General features: G+C 34.3%; 19 protein-coding genes, 1 tRNA gene and 1 riboswitch. Of the genes, 9 read left to right on the forward strand and 11 right to left on the reverse strand.

Annotation, left to right across the window (positions count from 1 at the left end):
• Positions 1-91: 91 nt before the first annotated feature.
• The 6 genes from MWH25_RS01095 (at position 92) to MWH25_RS01120 (ending at position 6420) form a co-directional block, all read left to right on the forward strand.
• Complete coding sequence (locus MWH25_RS01095; RefSeq protein WP_248624908.1) at positions 92-2152, forward strand: thioredoxin domain-containing protein; 2061 nt, start codon at positions 92-94, stop codon at positions 2150-2152.
• Positions 2142-2864 carry a protein-L-isoaspartate(D-aspartate) O-methyltransferase gene (locus tag MWH25_RS01100; protein ID WP_248624910.1) on the forward strand — a complete coding sequence of 241 codons (723 nt, stop codon included), beginning with the start codon at positions 2142-2144 and terminating at the stop codon, positions 2862-2864. Before MWH25_RS01095 ends, MWH25_RS01100 begins: the two co-directional genes overlap by 11 nt.
• 11 nt (positions 2865-2875) lie before the next feature.
• A complete protein-coding gene (locus tag MWH25_RS01105) occupies positions 2876-3958 on the forward strand; it encodes a DUF362 domain-containing protein (protein ID WP_248624912.1) in 1083 nt (360 codons plus the stop codon).
• Positions 3959-3987: 29 nt separating this feature from the next.
• Positions 3988-4572, forward strand: coding sequence for a DNA-3-methyladenine glycosylase (locus tag MWH25_RS01110; protein ID WP_248624914.1), 585 nt, complete (start codon positions 3988-3990; stop codon positions 4570-4572).
• A 202-nt stretch (positions 4573-4774) separates the two neighbouring features.
• The gene (locus MWH25_RS01115) at positions 4775-5260 is read left to right on the forward strand and encodes an Lrp/AsnC family transcriptional regulator (protein ID WP_248624916.1); all 486 of its coding nucleotides are present in this window, start codon (positions 4775-4777) and stop codon (positions 5258-5260) included.
• The gene (locus MWH25_RS01120; RefSeq protein WP_248624918.1) at positions 5257-6420 is read left to right on the forward strand and encodes an aminotransferase class I/II-fold pyridoxal phosphate-dependent enzyme; all 1164 of its coding nucleotides are present in this window, start codon (positions 5257-5259) and stop codon (positions 6418-6420) included. The genes MWH25_RS01115 and MWH25_RS01120 overlap by 4 nt, the downstream gene beginning before the upstream one ends.
• A 38-nt stretch (positions 6421-6458) precedes the next feature.
• Here MWH25_RS01120 and MWH25_RS01125 read toward each other — a convergent pair whose 3' ends face one another.
• Positions 6459-7307: a DegV family protein gene (locus tag MWH25_RS01125; RefSeq protein WP_248624920.1), complete on the reverse strand. Its 849-nt coding sequence runs from the start codon at positions 7305-7307 to the stop codon at positions 6459-6461.
• Between the two features lie 588 nt (positions 7308-7895).
• Positions 7896-7982: riboswitch (cyclic di-GMP riboswitch) on the forward strand.
• Between the two features lie 54 nt (positions 7983-8036).
• Here MWH25_RS01125 and MWH25_RS01130 point away from each other — a divergent pair.
• Both MWH25_RS01130 and MWH25_RS01135 read left to right on the forward strand, forming a co-directional pair.
• On the forward strand, positions 8037-9860 hold the full coding sequence (locus tag MWH25_RS01130; protein WP_248624922.1) for a flagellar assembly protein A: 1824 nt from the start codon (positions 8037-8039) through the stop codon (positions 9858-9860).
• 107 nt (positions 9861-9967) lie between these two features.
• A complete protein-coding gene (locus tag MWH25_RS01135; RefSeq protein ID WP_248624924.1) occupies positions 9968-10147 on the forward strand; it encodes a hypothetical protein in 180 nt (59 codons plus the stop codon).
• A 44-nt stretch (positions 10148-10191) separates the two neighbouring features.
• On the opposite strand, the gene MWH25_RS01140 is transcribed toward MWH25_RS01135, so the two are convergent.
• Together MWH25_RS01140 and MWH25_RS01145 are read right to left on the reverse strand one after the other, a co-directional pair.
• The gene (locus MWH25_RS01140) at positions 10192-10764 is read right to left on the reverse strand and encodes a 2'-5' RNA ligase family protein (protein ID WP_248624926.1); all 573 of its coding nucleotides are present in this window, start codon (positions 10762-10764) and stop codon (positions 10192-10194) included.
• A 63-nt stretch (positions 10765-10827) separates the two neighbouring features.
• The gene (locus MWH25_RS01145) at positions 10828-11730 is read right to left on the reverse strand and encodes a radical SAM protein (RefSeq protein ID WP_248624928.1); all 903 of its coding nucleotides are present in this window, start codon (positions 11728-11730) and stop codon (positions 10828-10830) included.
• Positions 11731-12001: 271 nt separating this feature from the next.
• Between MWH25_RS01145 and MWH25_RS01150 the strand changes: the two genes are divergently transcribed.
• A tRNA-Pro gene (locus tag MWH25_RS01150) sits at positions 12002-12078 on the forward strand.
• A 108-nt stretch (positions 12079-12186) separates the two neighbouring features.
• Here the strand turns inward: MWH25_RS01150 and MWH25_RS01155 are convergent.
• From MWH25_RS01155 to MWH25_RS01190, 8 genes are all read right to left on the reverse strand, one after another.
• The gene (locus MWH25_RS01155) at positions 12187-13329 is read right to left on the reverse strand and encodes a tyrosine-type recombinase/integrase (RefSeq protein ID WP_248624930.1); all 1143 of its coding nucleotides are present in this window, start codon (positions 13327-13329) and stop codon (positions 12187-12189) included.
• A gap of 55 nt (positions 13330-13384) precedes the next feature.
• The gene (locus MWH25_RS01160; RefSeq protein ID WP_248624932.1) at positions 13385-13633 is read right to left on the reverse strand and encodes a hypothetical protein; all 249 of its coding nucleotides are present in this window, start codon (positions 13631-13633) and stop codon (positions 13385-13387) included.
• A gap of 65 nt (positions 13634-13698) precedes the next feature.
• Complete coding sequence (locus MWH25_RS01165) at positions 13699-14289, reverse strand: hypothetical protein (protein ID WP_248624934.1); 591 nt, start codon at positions 14287-14289, stop codon at positions 13699-13701.
• Positions 14290-14291: 2 nt separating this feature from the next.
• Entirely contained in the window at positions 14292-14570 is a 279-nt protein-coding gene (locus MWH25_RS01170; protein ID WP_248624936.1) for a hypothetical protein, read from the reverse strand.
• Positions 14571-14672: 102 nt separating this feature from the next.
• The gene (locus MWH25_RS01175; protein ID WP_248624938.1) at positions 14673-14921 is read right to left on the reverse strand and encodes a hypothetical protein; all 249 of its coding nucleotides are present in this window, start codon (positions 14919-14921) and stop codon (positions 14673-14675) included.
• A 10-nt stretch (positions 14922-14931) separates the two neighbouring features.
• Positions 14932-15831: a hypothetical protein gene (locus tag MWH25_RS01180; RefSeq protein ID WP_248624940.1), complete on the reverse strand. Its 900-nt coding sequence runs from the start codon at positions 15829-15831 to the stop codon at positions 14932-14934.
• 68 nt (positions 15832-15899) lie between these two features.
• Entirely contained in the window at positions 15900-16181 is a 282-nt protein-coding gene (locus MWH25_RS01185; RefSeq protein ID WP_248624942.1) for a hypothetical protein, read from the reverse strand.
• Between the two features lie 12 nt (positions 16182-16193).
• Positions 16194-16439, reverse strand: coding sequence for a hypothetical protein (locus MWH25_RS01190; RefSeq protein WP_248624944.1), 246 nt, complete (start codon positions 16437-16439; stop codon positions 16194-16196).
• Between the last annotated feature and the right edge of the window lie 10 nt (positions 16440-16449).

Genomic DNA, 16449 nt, shown 5'->3' on the forward strand with positions numbered 1-16449 from the left:
TTAGCCCTCTCGAAACTGATTTTGAAGTTTATTGGTTGCAGATTTTAATTTTAAAAGTGAAACTATATATCAATTAAGAGGAGGATAAATAATGCCAACTTCAACCGACAAGAAAGCAAACCATCTAATAGATGAGAAGAGCCCGTATCTGTTGCAGCATGCCTACAATCCAGTTGATTGGTATCCTTGGGATGAGGAGGCATTTGCTAAGGCAACTAGGGAAGACAAGCCGATCTTTTTGTCGATTGGTTACTCTACCTGTCATTGGTGCCATGTGATGGAGGAAGAGTCATTTGAAGATGAGGAAGTAGCTGAATTGTTGAACCAACACTTTGTTTCAATCAAGGTAGATCGAGAAGAGAGGCCAGATGTAGATAATATTTATATGAAGGTCTGTCAAGCATTGACTGGCAGGGGGGGGTGGCCCTTGACGGTAGTAATGACTCCTGATAAAGAGCCGTTTTTTGCTGGGACTTATTTTCCTAAAGAGTCGCGGATGGGTCGTCCAGGATTGTTAGAAATTTTACGGGGGATCCAATCTGCTTGGCAGGAAGATCGCTCTGCTTTATTACAGTCTAGTAGTGAAATAATGGAGGTAATTAAAAAAAGGGAGAGATTTAATCCACAAGCTGAACTTTCAACAGAGGAGCTGGAGGATTTAGTTGAACGTGCCTACCAAGGTTTTAAGGGTACTTTTGATAGCGAGTACGGTGGATTTGGTTCAGCACCGAAGTTTCCGTTGGCCCATAATTTATTATTTTTGATGCGGTATTGGAAATCAACTGCTGATCAAGAGGCATTAGATTTAGTAACTAAAACTTTAGATAGTATGTATGCCGGTGGAATTTATGATCACTTAGGTTATGGGTTTGCTAGATACTCTACAGATAGAAAATGGTTAGTGCCTCATTTTGAAAAGATGTTATATGATAATGCCTTATTGGCAATTGCTTACTTAGAAGCTTATCAGATTACTGATGATGATACTTATGCTCAAGTTGCTGAAGAAATTTTAACCTATGTCAGTCGCGATATGACTTCTACAACAGGAGGGTTTTATTCAGCAGAGGATGCTGATTCTGAAGGAGTAGAGGGTAAATTCTATGTTTGGACTCCAGCTGAGATCAAAGAGGTGTTAGGTGAGGAAGAGGGGGAAGAGTTTTGTCGATATTATGATATTACTGAAGAGGGGAATTTTGAAGGGAAGAGTATCCCTAATTTAATTGGGCAAGAGTTCAATAAAACTGAAGTAGATGACAAGTTTAAAGAGGCTAGAGAGAAGTTATTTGCAGCTCGTGAAGAGAGGGTACATCCTGATAAAGATGATAAGATCTTGACTGGTTGGAATGGTTTGATGATTGCTGCTATGGCCTTAGGAGCTAGAGTATTAGATAAAGGTAGGTATCAACAGTTGGCCCAGCAAGCTAGTGATTTTATTTGGGATAATTTATACCAGGATAGATTGCTGGCTAGATATCGAGCTGGAGAAGCCGCTTATTTAGCTTATGTTGATGATTATGCTTTCTTGGTTTGGGGATTGCTTGAATTATATCAGACAACCTTTAATCCAGAATATCTAAAGCGAGCTTTGCTGTTGAATGATGAATTGCTAGAAAATTTTTGGGATGATGAGGCAGGAGGACTCTACTTTTATGGTGAAGATGGAGAGGAGTTAATTACCCGTCCCAAAGAGGTATATGATGGAGCGATGCCATCAGGCAATTCTGTAGCAACATTAAACTTTCTCAAATTAGCCAAATTGACAGGGGATAATAAACTAGAAAAGAAGGTAGAAGAGCAGATTCGGTTCTTCGGAAATCAAATTAATAAGAATCCAACTGCTTATTCTTATTTCTTATTATCAATCCTCTCTACCCAAGTAGATAACAGAGAGGTTGTAATTGTTACCGAACAACAGCAAGAAGATATAGAAGCGATGTTAGAGATTTTAAGGGCCAACTTTATGCCATTTACTACGCAACTTGTCAAGACTAAAGAGAATGAAGAGCAATTGTTAGAAGTGGTTCCTTTTTTAGCTGATTATCAAGCGCTCGAGGGACAAACAGCTGCCTATATCTGTCAAGATTTTACCTGTCAAGCACCGATTACAGATTTAGAAAAGCTAAAAAAACAATTGATAGTTGATAATTGATAATTTACAATTAAAAGGTCAAAATCAAAAAGATAAGGGAGAAGATGATATGTTTTTCTCTGCTGATGAAAATGAAAAGAGAAAGAGAATGATCAGAGAACAGCTTGAGCGGCGAGGGATTGAACAGCAAGCTGTTTTAAAGAGTATGAGAGAGGTTCCACGTCATCTCTTTGTACCTGATAAATTGAGAACTAAAGCTTACCATGATCGACCACTGCCGATCGAGGAGGGCCAAACGATCAGCCAGCCTTATATCGTAGCTTTGATGATCGAAGCATTAGAGTTAGAGGAGGATGATCGAGTTTTAGAGATTGGTACTGGTTCGGGATATGCTGCTGCAGTGTTGGTCCAGATTGTAGCAGAGGTGTATACTATTGAACGCCATCAATCTTTGGTTGAGTTGGCCCAGCAGCGATTTGAAATGTTGGGTTATGATAATCTAGAAGTTAAGGTTGGTGATGGTACAGAAGGTTGGGGGGAGTTTGGCCCTTATGATGGAATAATAGTAGCTGCGGGAGCACCGATGATTCCTGAATCTTTAGCTGAACAATTGAAGATAGGTGGTAGATTAGTAATTCCTGTTGGGGATCGGGACTTACAGGAGTTATTAGTACTAACCAAACAAGATGATGGAGGACTGAAAAAAGAAAGGATAGCTGGGGTTAGGTTTGTACCATTGGTTGGTGAAAAAGGTTGGGAAGATGAAGGTTAAGGAGGAGTTTTATGGGTGAAATTTATCAGATCTTTGGTAGTGATGCTGCTCAAATGGCTTATCAACTGTTAGAAAGGATGGGTTTGAATCTTAATTCAAAGTTGAAAGTAGGGATTAAGCCTAATTTAGTTTTAGCTAAACCAAGTATAAGTGGAGCAACTACAGATCCTCAACTTGTAGCAGGGGTAATTAAGTATTTACAACACCAAGGTGTTAAAGAGATAGTTTTACTGGAGGGGGCCTGGGTAGGAGCTGAAACTAAGCAGGCAGTTAAAGTTTGTGGTTATGAGCAGTTGATGGCTGAATATGGTATTCAATTTTATGATTTAAAAGAGGATCAATTTACTAAATGTTATAGTGGTGATTTAGAAATTAAGGTCTGTCGTCGTCCTCTTGAAGTTGATTTTTTGATTAATCTACCTGTATTAAAAGCACATTGTCAAACAAAATTAACCTGTGCTTTAAAGAATTTAAAAGGTTGTATACCTGATAGTGAAAAGAGAAGGTTTCATAGTTTAGGGCTTCATCAGCCGATTGCCCATTTAAATAAGATTCTTAAATCTGATTTAATAATAGTTGATGGGATAATAGGTGATTTAACCTTTGAAGAAGGAGGTAATCCTGTCCAAATGAATCGAGTCTTAGCTGGGAGTGATCCAGTCTTAATTGATAGTTATGTTACTCAATTGTTGGGTTATCAAATTGAAGAGGTACCTTATATCAGTATTGCAGATAGATTAGGGGTAGGTAGTAGTGATTTAACTAAAGCAGAGGTTATTAATTTAAATCAAACTACAACAGGAGATAAGTTAGAGTTGACTATAGGGGCAGATAAGGTTGAAGCTTTATATCAATATATAACAGAGAAAGAAGCCTGTTCAGCTTGTGTTGGTAGTTTAATTCATGCTTTACAACGTATTTCTGAAAGTTCTGGGATCCCACAAGACTTAGAATTATTTATAGGTCAAGGATTTAAAGGAAAGTCGCTAGCAGGGATTGGAGTTGGGAGCTGTACTAATAATTGTGAAAATAATATTGGAGGGTGTCCTCCTACTGCTAGAGAGATTGTAGATCGGCTAAAGCAACTATGGTAACTTAAGGAATAATAAAGAGGAGAACAATAATGAAGTTGGGAGCTGAATTTTATAGTCAAGATGCAGTTACTTTGGCCCAAAAGCTATTAGGGAAGCTGCTAGTTAGAAGGATAGAAGATAAAGAGATAGTAGCTAAGATAGTTGAGACTGAGGCTTATGTTGGCCCGGAAGATAAAGCGTGCCATGCTTATGATAATAAACGGACTGAAAGAACAGAAATAATGTTTGCTCAGGGTGGGTATAGTTATGTTTATTTGATTTATGGGATCCACCATTGTTTTAATGTAGTAGCAGGGGATGAAGGGAAGCCAGAAGCTGTCTTGATTAGAGCTGTAGAACCGGTTACAGGCTTAACTGTAATTAAGGAGAATCGACAGATCAAAAGCAATCGAGTGGAAGATTTAACAAATGGCCCTGGTAAGCTTTGTCAGGCTCTTGCTATAGATAGGAAGCTAAAGGGATATAATTTAAGTACAGGGACTGAACTTTATATTCGAGATAATCAGCAAGAATATGAATTGTTAACTACTCCACGGATAAATATAGACTATGCGGAAGAGTACAAAGATAAATTATGGCGTTTTTGTATTAAAGGAAATTCATTTTTATCCTAAACTTAGAGTTGACTTAAAGAATTAAAAAGATAAATCGAAAGAATTAATTGATTATTTCGATTTGATAATGTAAAATATTTAATAATTAAAATAATGAATACTGAATAATTGCAAAACAATAAGAATAATTATATTTCTAATTTGAATTGTAATTATTCAATAGTAGATATTAAATATTAAATAAAAGCGAGGAGGAGAGAAGATGAGAAGTGATATTTTGAAATTATTAGAAAAGAATGGCAAGTTAGCAGCTGAAGAAATTGCTATTAGGCTTGATCTTGCTGTAGAGAAGGTAGAAGAGGTGATCAAGCAGTTAGAAGAAGATGAAGTTATAGTCAATTATTGTGCTTTAGTTGACTGGGATAAGATAGAACGGGAGATGGTTACTGCCTTGATTGATGTTAAAGTAACTCGTGAAAGAGGGATTGGTTTTGATGAAGTAGCTAAAAGAATTTATAAGTTTTCCGAAGTTAGTTCTGTATTCTTAATGTCGGGAGGATATGATCTATCAGTTAAGGTGGAAGAACGAACAATGAAGGAAGTTGCTTTATTTGTAGCAGAAAAATTGGCTACTATTGATCAAATTCAAAGTACAGCTACTCATTTTATGTTAAAAACTTATAAGAAGGATGGGGTTGTCTTTAAAAAAGGAAGCCAAGAAGATGAACGGTTGGTGATTTCACCGTGAATTGGGAAGAGGTAATAGCTCCTCGTGTTCATCAAGTTCCACCATCGGGAATTAGGAAGTTTTTTGATCTGGTTTCAGAGGTAGATGATGTAATTTCTTTGGGAGTGGGAGAACCTGATTTTGTAACCCCGTGGCATATTAGAGAAGCTAGCTTTTATTCTCTTGAGCGAGGGGATACAATGTATACTTCTAATTATGGATTATTGGAGTTGCGAAAAGAGATTACTAAGAATCTTAAGGCAAATTATAATGTTAGTTATACTCCTGAAGAAGAGGTTTTAGTGACTGTTGGAGTTAGTGAGGCTTTAGATTTAGCTTTGCGTGCTTTAGTTAAAGAAGGAGATGAAGTTATCTTACCTGAGCCATGTTATGTTTCTTATAAGCCTTCGACTATTTTAGCTGGTGGAAGAGCAGTTAAAGTTCAAACTAGTTGCGAGAATGAATTTAAGTTGACTGCTGAAGATTTAGAAAGGGTAATCAGTGAACAAAGTAAGATATTAATTTTATGCTATCCTAATAATCCAACTGGAGCAATAATGGAGCGCGATGAATTATTAGAAATTGCTCAAGTTGTCAAGGAGCATGATTTGATTGTCTTGGCTGATGAGATTTATGCTGAACTTACTTATGGGAAAGAACATACAAGCTTTGCTAGTTTGCCTGGGATGAAAGAAAGAACCATTTTATTTAATGGTTTTTCTAAGGCATATGCTATGACCGGTTGGAGAATAGGCTATGCTACAGCTCCTAAGCCTATTATTCAAGCGATGATGAAGATTCATCAATATACTATGTTGTGTGCTCCAATTATTAGCCAAAAGGCTGCTTTAGAAGCATTAAGGAATGGAAGAAAAGAAGTTGATAAGATGATAGATGCTTATAATCAAAGAAAACGGGTGATTACTAAAGGATTAAATGATATGGGTTTAGACTGTTTTGAGCCGCAGGGAGCTTTTTATGCTTTTCCGTCAATTGAACGAACGGGACTCAGTTCAGAAGAATTTGCTGAAATGTTATTACAAGAGGAAGGTGTTGTAGTAATCCCTGGTGAAGTATTCGGAGAGAGTGGTCGAGGTTTTATTCGCTGTTCATATGCTTCATCATTGGATAATATTTATGAAGCTTTAACTAGAATAGAAAGATTTATTAAGAAAATATAATAAAAAGATGGGCAGTTAACTGCCCATCTTTTTATTATCTAATTTAATTTAGTGATAGTTACTCCGATTAAACCAGGGCCAGTATGAACAACCATGACAGGGCTGATCTGTCCTGTAAATGTTTCTTTAACATTCTCTAACTTCTTAAATTTATTTAATAAGTTTTCAGCTTCCTCAGCAGCATTACCATGCATTACATCTACTTGGCAAGGGCCAGTTGCAATTTTTTTGTGAGCAATTTGATATAATTTTTTGAGGGATCTTTTGCGACCTCTGCTCTTTTTATAAGTATAGTATTCACCTGATTCATCGATAGAGATAATTGGTTTGATATTCAATAAACTACCGATTGTTCCTTGAACTTTGCCTATCCGACCACCTTTTTTTAAGTACTTTAATGTCTTTAGAACAAATAAGACTTCTATATCATCAATTTTAGCTGTAACCTTATTTACTAAAGTAGTAAAGTCTATTCCTGTTTTAAGTAATTTAGCAGCATAAAGGACGAGCCTGCCAAGCCCCATCGATAAAGCTTTTGAATCGATGGCTTCTACAGTCAAACCTGTAACCTGTTCACTAATCATTTTAACCATATTATAAGTACCACTTAATCCGCTGGAGATATGAATTGCAAGTACGTGGGTAATCCCCTTATTTTTAAGGGCCAATAATTTCTTTTTTAATTCTTGGGGAGCGGGCGTAGAAGTAGTAGGAATTTCCGTGTCTAATTGGTCATAGATCTCTTGTGGTTTGATTTCGACTCTATCCTTGTACTGCTGCTGAGAATAATTAATTTTTAATGGTAAAAATTCAATCTCTTTATCTTGAATTAAATCTAATGGGAGATCAGATGTACTATCAGTTAAGATTGCTATGTTTTCATTCATCAAATTACACCTCTTTGTTATGTAATATTCTCTGTCAATCAATTATATCATAATTTATGATCAATTTACAATGCTAAGTAAATTAATTGTTCGATAATTGAGTTGACAGTGTACAGTGAACAGTTTACAGTTAAGATCAAAATCTTAAAAAATTAAGACCTGTGAAATGCTTTATGTTCTTAGGTTTAGAGTGATTTTGATTTTAAGGTCTTTCCTTCGGGTTCTTTGAACCCTTCGTGATGAAAAAATCTGCTCTTAGATTTTTTCTATCTACTGTCAACCGTCCCTACAGGTCTTTGTCAAGACCTTTCGTGAAAACCATAGAAACCATATCAACTGTAAACTGTACACTGATATATAGTGGCAAAGTGCCACTATATATCAATATAGACAGGAGAAATTTAATATTAGAAATAATAATAGCGATTGCATTATCATTAGATGATTTTGGAGTTGCTTTAGCTTTGGAATGATGATAATTTAATTAAATTTTTCTATTTTAAAAAGGAAATCAAGGGTTTAATCTTGAATATAAAAGTAAATCAGTCTAGATTATTTTATTAATTGAGTAAATTGTTGAGTAATTTAATAAAATTAGGAGATGAAGAAGTATAACTTATATTTGGTCACCTAGCAAGTTATATGGAGTCAATGGTGAAACCGTCCTAAATTCTTGTAATCTTTAATTGAGAATTTAGGATTTATTATTTTAAAAAGGAGGTATTGAGAATGATTGAAGAGGTTGTACAAATCACAGCCCAAGGAGAAGAAGAGGCTTTAGAGAAAGCTTATCAAGATTTTCAAATTAAAATAGATGAAGAATTTGATAAAAGTGAGATTAAATTAAGTTTGATTGAAGAAAAGAAAGGTTTTCTAGGTCTGTTTGGAAGGAAGAAAGTATATCAAGCATTCTTAAAAATAGTTCAATATACTGAGCAGGCTGGGGAAGAAGTAGATGGAGAAGCAGGAGAATTTGAAGTAAAGATTAAGGATGAGGGGATCTTTTTAGAGGTTAGACAGCCTATAGGAGCAGAAAAGATGGTTAAGATGGAGATGGTAGATCAAATTTTACAGGAAAAAGAAATAGAAGATGTCAGTTATGAAAAAGTCAGCGAAGGTCTGACACTTGATGGTGAAGAAGTAAAGATAGCTCCTAGAAAGCCTGAACTTGATCGTGATGCTAAAGTTGAAATAGAGCTTAATCCTGATTTAATGAAAGCAGTTTTAAATTATTATCCTCCCTTAGGAGGAGAAGATTTATCTGTTAGAGGTATATTAAAGAAGTTAGAGGATAAAGGCGTAGTAGCTGGTATTCAAGAAGAGAAGTTAAAAGAAGAGTTTAGTCCTGAGCAAAAATTAGAAGATTTTGTGATAGCAGTTGGTGAAGGGCCAATCCCTGGTGAAGATGGTAGAATTGAATTAAAATTTGATCTTGATCAGAAAAAGAATAAAGTAGTTAAATTAAGTGATGGAAGTGTAGATTTTTATAATTTAAATCGGATTATAAATGTTGAACAAGGAGAGATAATAGCCACTAAAATTCCAACTGTTGAAGGAAAGCCTGGTCAGAAAGTGACAGGAGATGAGATTCCACCTGCTCCAGTTGAAAAGGTAGAACTGCCCCAAGGAGAAAATGTAAAAGTTAGTCAGGATGGATTAACTTTAATTACTGAGATTGACGGTCAAGTTGTACAAAGAAAGGGTACTCTCAATGTCTTGGAGGTTTATACAGTCGAAGGGGATGTTGATTTAACAACTGGAAATATTAATTTCAAAGGTAATGTAGTAGTTAATGGTAATGTAAGGGATAATATGGAGATTAAAGCAGAAGGAAATATTCAGGTAAAAGGTAGTGTCTATAGTGCTAAGCTAGAAGCAGAGGATCAAATTATTGTTCAACAGGGTTTTATTGGTCGTAATAAAGGTCTTCTTAAAGCAGAAGGGAATATTATTGTTCAATTTATTGAAACTGGAATTATTGAAGGTGGAGGGAATTTAATTGTTAAAAATGCAATTATGCATAGCAAGATAGATGTAGAGCAGAAGATAATTGTTACAGAAAAGAAAGGATTAATTGTAGGGGGGGAAGTTAGAGCTGCTCAGGAGATAGAGGCTAATATTATTGGTTCAGCTTTAGATACTTCAACTAAAGTTCGTGTAGGAGTCAGTCCTGAATTAAGAGATGAATTTAAGGCTAAAGAGCAGTTATATTTTAAAAAGAAAAAGAAGTTAAATGAAGTTATTAAAGCTATTTTTGTGTTAAAGAAGAAGCAGAATACCTCTAAACTATCTGATAAAAAACAAAAATTACTTAGACAATTGACAAGAGCAAAATATACGGTTGCAACTGATTTTGAGGAGTTATTAGCTGAAAGAGAAGAGCTTTTAAAGAAGTTAGACCAGGAAAAAGAGGGAGTAATAAAGGTAAAAAACACTATATATCCAGGGGTAGTAATTACACTTGGTACGAATACTTTGCGGATAAATAAAGATAAGACAAATATTAAATATTATCTTACTGATGGAGAAATTAAAACAACTAGTTTAGTTTAATTATTTAGATCATTTGCCTGAAATATTAATCTGAAACTTTAGTATTTTGGATTTAATTATAAATTGTGCATTGTGAATTGTTAATTGAAATAGAGGAGGTGAATTAGTTGGAAAGGATTATGTGGATTTATTTATCTGGAGTTATCTTTAATCTAATAACTTTTTTAGTCTATTTAATTAAAGATTTTAATGAATTGCAGGTTAATATTTTACCGGCAATCAGTTTCATTCTGGCTAGTTGGTTTATTTATCCAATTTTATTATGGAGAGAAAGAGGAGTTTATTGAATTGTGAGCCTCTTCACCTAAATTTTTAATTTAGGTGGAGAGGTTCACATCAATTCAAAGGAAGTGACTACCTTTTCCTTGGGATCCAAAGTAGGTCGCCAGATCTCTAATTTTTGAGCTGTAGTTGATATTTTTTTTGGTAAGCCATCTAAAGAGCGGCATAGATCAATAAATTCATCCTCAGGTAATTGTTGTTGAGCGAAATTAGTGCTAGCAACTGTGATATGAAATTCCCAATTATCATAATTTTCAATTGTCGAAATATTCGATTTTTCTAATTCATGATGAAGGTTAGTAGCTAAATTTAATAATGAATCTGTAGTATTTAGCTTGAGGGCCAAAAATTTATTGTTTAAATTATAGCATTTAAAGCTATCAATTAAGATTTTTACTGGCTCATCTGTAGAGCAGATAGACGCTAGGATCTCTTCAGCTTGTTGGCTAGCTTCTTTAGTAATCCGATCAAGTGTAATATGCAATTCAGGGTAAAACTGATCCTGATAAAGATTAAAATGATTAGCAATAGCTTGCTGAATATTTAAAATTGGGGTTAAGCTCTTTTTGTTTGGTACTAGCATGATAAATAATTCTTCATTTAAAGATGCCGATTTAATCATCAAATTCCTCCAAAATATCAATGTAGTCATATTTTACCATATAATCAATTTGATATCAACTATTCACCCTTCAATTCGTTTTAATCCTGTTTTCTTAGCCATGTTAAGTGCTTGTTGATATTCTTGCTCTGTAATTGGACGATTTAACTTTTCATCTTGACCAGCTCGATAAGCTGGGTAATATTGCTCCATAATATTGACATAAGTAGCAGGTGATAACTCGCGACTGATAAACTCCATAATCTCCTGACTTCCTGCTAAATCATCTGGGAGTACTAAGTGACGAATTAATAATCCTTGGTAGGCAATACCTGATTCAGTCTTCAACTCTCCTACTTGACGGTGCATCTCTTTAACTGCTTTTTTAACTACTGATAAATATTGTGGAACTTCTGAATATTTTAGGCCTATCTCTTCATCAGCATATTTGATATCGGGCATATAGATATCAATCACTCCATCTAATAATTTAAGACCGGTTAAATTATCATAACCTCCTGAATTATAAACCAAAGGAATTTCTAAACCCAATTTAGCGGCTTCTAAGGTTGCAGCTAATAGGGCATGGATCATATGGCTGGGGGTGACAAAATTGATATTATGGCAGCCTTGCCGTTGTAACGAGATCATAATTTCTGCTAACTCTTTGGCGGTGATCAGCTCACCTTGCTGTTGGTGGCTCGTATCATAGTTTTGGCAGTAGATACATCGTAGATTACAGCTACTAAAGAAGATAGTACCTGAACCACGGTGACCGACTAAAGGGGGTTCTTCACCAAAGTGCGGGCCAAAGCTTGCCACCTTAATCTCTTTTCCTGTCTTACAATAGCCGAGTTCATCTTGACTGCGATCAACTTGGCAGTGATGAGGGCAGAGCTTACAACTTTGCAGGAACTGATATGCTTTTTTGGCCCTATTAGCTAACTCTCCAGAGCGATAAAGTTCTAAATAACTGGGTTGTATCATTCTAATCTACTCCTTATAGTAGCAGTTTATAGTTGACAATTGATAATTGATAGTGGATAGAAAAAATCTAAAATAAAAGCAAAAGCATTATAAATTTAACTTATCAAGGTTGAGTTTAAGTTAATGCAGATGATATTAAATTATTAATTATTATGTCACATAGTTAATGATTATATTAAGGATAGTTAAAGGAGGGGGTGCTATGAGCTAGATTTGACAATTTAAGTAATTTATGATATATTTAATGGCGGTTGATTATTAGAAATCTTGGCGGGCTGTAGCGCAGTTTGGTAGCGCACTGTGCTGGGGGCGCAGGGGTCGCTGGTTCAAATCCAGTCAGCCCGACCAGCTATAAACGCTGATATAACAATGATTGTAACCTGTTGATTAAAACAGGTCTTTTTTGTTTTTAGGGTAGATTGCCGACAAATTGCCGACAATGACTTAAAAAAGTCATTATTTCAAGCTGTTTTTTAATTTTTGAACAGCTTCTTTTTGCATGGAAGGAATAACATGAGAGTATGTATCAAGAGTTTGGGTAATAGAGGCGTGCCCTAATCTTTCCTGGACTATCTTAGGGTGGATTCCAGCTTTAAGCATTAAGGTTGCATGAGTATGTCTAAGATCATGTAATCTAAATTCTTCTAGATCAACTTTTTTTGCTACTTTATTAAATGAGCGTGTAGCATAACGAGGATTAAAGGGAGTTCCATCTTCTCTACAAAAGACTAAGTTGTATTCGTTATTGTATTCAGAGCCAAATTTCAATCTGTTTTCTTTTTGCTCCTTGTTTCTTCTTTTTAATATCTTGATTACATCCTCATCTACATCTATAGGGCGAATACTTGAATCAGTCTTAGGTTTTCTGAAAACTAAACCTTTATTGGCAGGGCGAGTAACAGATTGCTTAACTTGGAGTTTTTGGTTTTCAAAGTCAACATCTTTCCATCTTAAAGCCAAAAGCTCACCTCGTCTCATTCCAGTAAAGGCAGCTATATAAATAAAATCATAGATCCATCCTTCAGCAACTTCTAATAATTTATAGAGTTGTTTTTTAGTTAATGCTTCTATTTCTGATTTTTCTCCCTTAGGAGGAGAGATCTTATCCGCAGGATTATTCTCTAACATCTCCCATTTGACTGCATGGTTTAGAGCGGTATTTAACGTAGTGTAATGCCTTTTTACTGTCTTTTTGGATAAACCACCTTTCTTACCATCTTTTCTGCCATCTTTGAGCTTATGAGACAAATATCTTTTTATATGCATAGCTTTCAAATTAGCCATTTTTATACTTCCTAAAATAGGGATGACATGAGTTTTGACTATGATCTCATAAGTTTCTAATGTAGAAGGGGCTAAGTTGTGTTCGCAGTAATCCTCTAACCACTGTAACAAAAATTCTTCAAGTGTTAAATTAGATGGTTCTACATAAGTTCCATGCTCTAACTTATATTCAATTTCTCTCATTCTTTTTTTAGCTTCAGTTTTAGTTCCAGTAACGTTCTCATAAATTCTTTTTCGCTTACCTGTTATTGGATCGGTGCCAGCACTGACTGTTATCTCCCAAGAATTTTCTCCTCTTTTTCTGATATGGCCCATGATAAATCCTCCTTCTAATAGGATAAAAACAAATCGCCGTTAACGAGCATTTAGATTACTTATTTTCTACTAATTTAGACTCATCGTTTGGAATTATTTCACAATAATCATTGCCTAAATCTTTAATGGTATGGTTATTTTTTAAGTCAATTGCTTTAGCTTTTTCTAATCTTTCCTGATATGGTACATTGCTAAATTGGTTTGCTAGATCTTTTCTAGTTAATTCTTTCTTCTGGAAGTCTAGAGATTCTTTGTCTATCTGATGATGGGTTGATACCCTGGTGTAGATAGCTGCTTTTTTCATTGTTATATAATACCTCCTTTGTAGTTAATAAAAAAAGAAACCCTTTCAGAATTTTCTAAAAGGGCTTAAAAGAAGAGTTCTTTTGCAAATCCTAAAAGTGCCAATGCTGTAGGGATTGCAATTATATATAATGGTTTTTTAAAATCATCCATTTTTCCTTCAATGTTACCGACTTTAGTTTCTAGAGCTGAAACACTTGAATTTAGTTTGGATATATTATTGTTAATATTTCTAACATCATCTTTTATCCCATCAGTATTTTCCTTGATAAATTCAGTTGCTGTTTTGGTGGACGCTACATTTTCTTTTATATCTGTTATGTTGTTTCTGTTTTCTCTTATATCTTCACTCATTCTCTTTAATCCCTTTTCACTCATATCCGTCCACCTCCTGTTAGTTGATAGAAAATTTTCTCCTGGTTCTTCTAAATTATTAGGTGTTGATTCTGTAGATTCCCAAAATCTTTCAATAAATTCTTCAAAAGTTGTCTTGTTTAAGTTACTGCTACTTATTTTTTCCTTTTCTATATCATTATATTCTTCATGAAGCAATTTATTTCCTTCTTTTTCATAATTGAAACTTGGATGCTCGCTTATAGAATGTACTTTCGGGATATCTTCTGTTGGTGGTGTACTTGTTGAATCAATAGCCCCCAATATTATTCCCCCTTATTTTCTCTTTCTTCTCTTGTCTGCATGATTTTATTCAACATACTTGTAACTCTTTTTATATGAGGTATGCTGAAAGCCATTTTGTTAATTAATTTTCTTTCTGCCACCCCTTCTTGATTTCTAGGTACAATTGTTTGATAAAATGATAAAACCACATGATCTTTTGCTTCAGATACATCTATATGATCAGTGAATTTAATGTCTTTTGCCTCTTCAGGTTCAATATAAACTATTTGTCCTTTTTTTTCTTTTCCTTTTTCAGTCAATTTAACCACTCCTTTTTAGATAATAATCAACCAATGTTGACAAAATTTGCACCACTAAGTAAAAATAAAACGCTACCTTAGTAGCTAACTTATCACAGTAATTTAATTTAGTGGGGTAGAGGATTCGTGTCTTACTCTTTCTTCCTCTTCAATGTCTTTTATTAGGTTAACAATTTCTTTGATTGATTCAGGTGAAATTTTGTCATTATGCAGAATTGAAAGAAAATCATCATCTTCCCGTTTAGCACAAAGATCATTCCAAAAGTTTAATAACTCTGGCTCATCTGCCAATGCAGCCTTGATTTTATCTTGGTTTATGTCTTTAACATTAGTTCTTTTTGATTTTTTCATAATATCACTCCTATTTATATTTATTTTTTAATCTTCTGAACTCTCTCTTGGATATTTTTTCTCTTAAATCATTTATTTCAGAATCATTATTACACAAATCAATATACCTATCTAAAGCTTTTATAGCTTCATTATCTCTATTGGTATGGTAATATAGTTTAGCCAATTCTTTATAAGGTCTATGATCAGGATTCCCTTCTTGCCATTCTTTTGTCAACTCCCCGGTATTTATAGATTTCAAATAAAGTTCTTCTGCTTTTTCTACATTACCTTCTATCCTTTGTTCTTCTGCTTTTTTAAATATGTTGCTAGGTAGATAATCATAATTCTTATTTCCGTCAACAGGTTTAATCACCCTTATATTACATCCTGTATCTCTATCTTTTGTGCCTCCTGTAAATTCTTTTATTTTAACAATTACTTCTTCTTCAGCATTAAGCAAACCAGCTATTTCTTTATTAACTCTTTTAGTCAACCAACCTAATTGTTGCCCGGAATTATTTAAAACCTTTACTGCATTAAGGTCATAGTAGTTAGGTGAATGTTCTAAAGATAATTTTTGGTCAACCTCACACCCTTTTAATAATTTTTGCCGACTTGATCCATCTTCGTTATCATGTGTAACCCCTGTAATTTTACTGTAGAATGAATCAAAGCTTTGTTTTGGCATTTTTTCTTTTTGCCAACTATTATTACATGATTTACAAAAAGATGTCTTTTTAGTAAAAGGAGCCGAAATTAAAATCAATAAACCGAGCCCAACTCCAATAAGACCAAAAGATGTAAAAAATAAAATAAATATACCTGATATAATAAAAAATATACCTACAACTGCAACTGTACAACCACCCCTTACTTTTATTTTTTTAGAATGACATTCAGGACATAATTCAAAACTATCTTTTGACACAAGATCACTCCTTATTTTAGTTTTATAGTCAAATATTTCTTATATGTCTAAAAATAAAAGGCCAACATTTAGGCCTCTTTTAATACTTCAGTTTTGCCAATCTCATGAGTATGATTTTTAAAATTAACTTCGATGCGATTAACTGTCCTGCTGATAAGCTCAGTTTCTGTAGCCAATTCATCAATTTTGCTTTCTAATGTATCAAATCTGCCATCCATTCCATCTAGTCTAGAATCAATTCCATCTAGTCTAGAATCAATTCCATCTAACCTAGAATCCATCCCATCAAGCCTACCATTAATCTTGCCAACTTCATTAACTAATAACTCTAACATTTCTTTTTCTGTCATAATTACCCCCTTTTATCTAGTCGATTTAAGCTTGGCAATAGCAAATAGATTTTCTTTAGTGACTGCCTTTAGCTCTAAAACATCCCCTTGAATCTGGGCTATATTATGTTCTATCTTATCCAATTTAGCACTATTAACTTCTGTTCTTTCTTCGATAGCTTTAAGGATTTGGGCATTTTCCTTTTGTTGATTTTTTATCTCTGAAACTTCTTCTTTAACAATCCCTCTGATCGCTTCTAACAATTCCTTATCTTCCATCTTATCCACC

Source organism: Natroniella acetigena, from assembly GCF_023227745.1.
GTDB classification, from domain to species: domain Bacteria; phylum Bacillota; class Halanaerobiia; order Halobacteroidales; family Halobacteroidaceae; genus Natroniella; species Natroniella acetigena.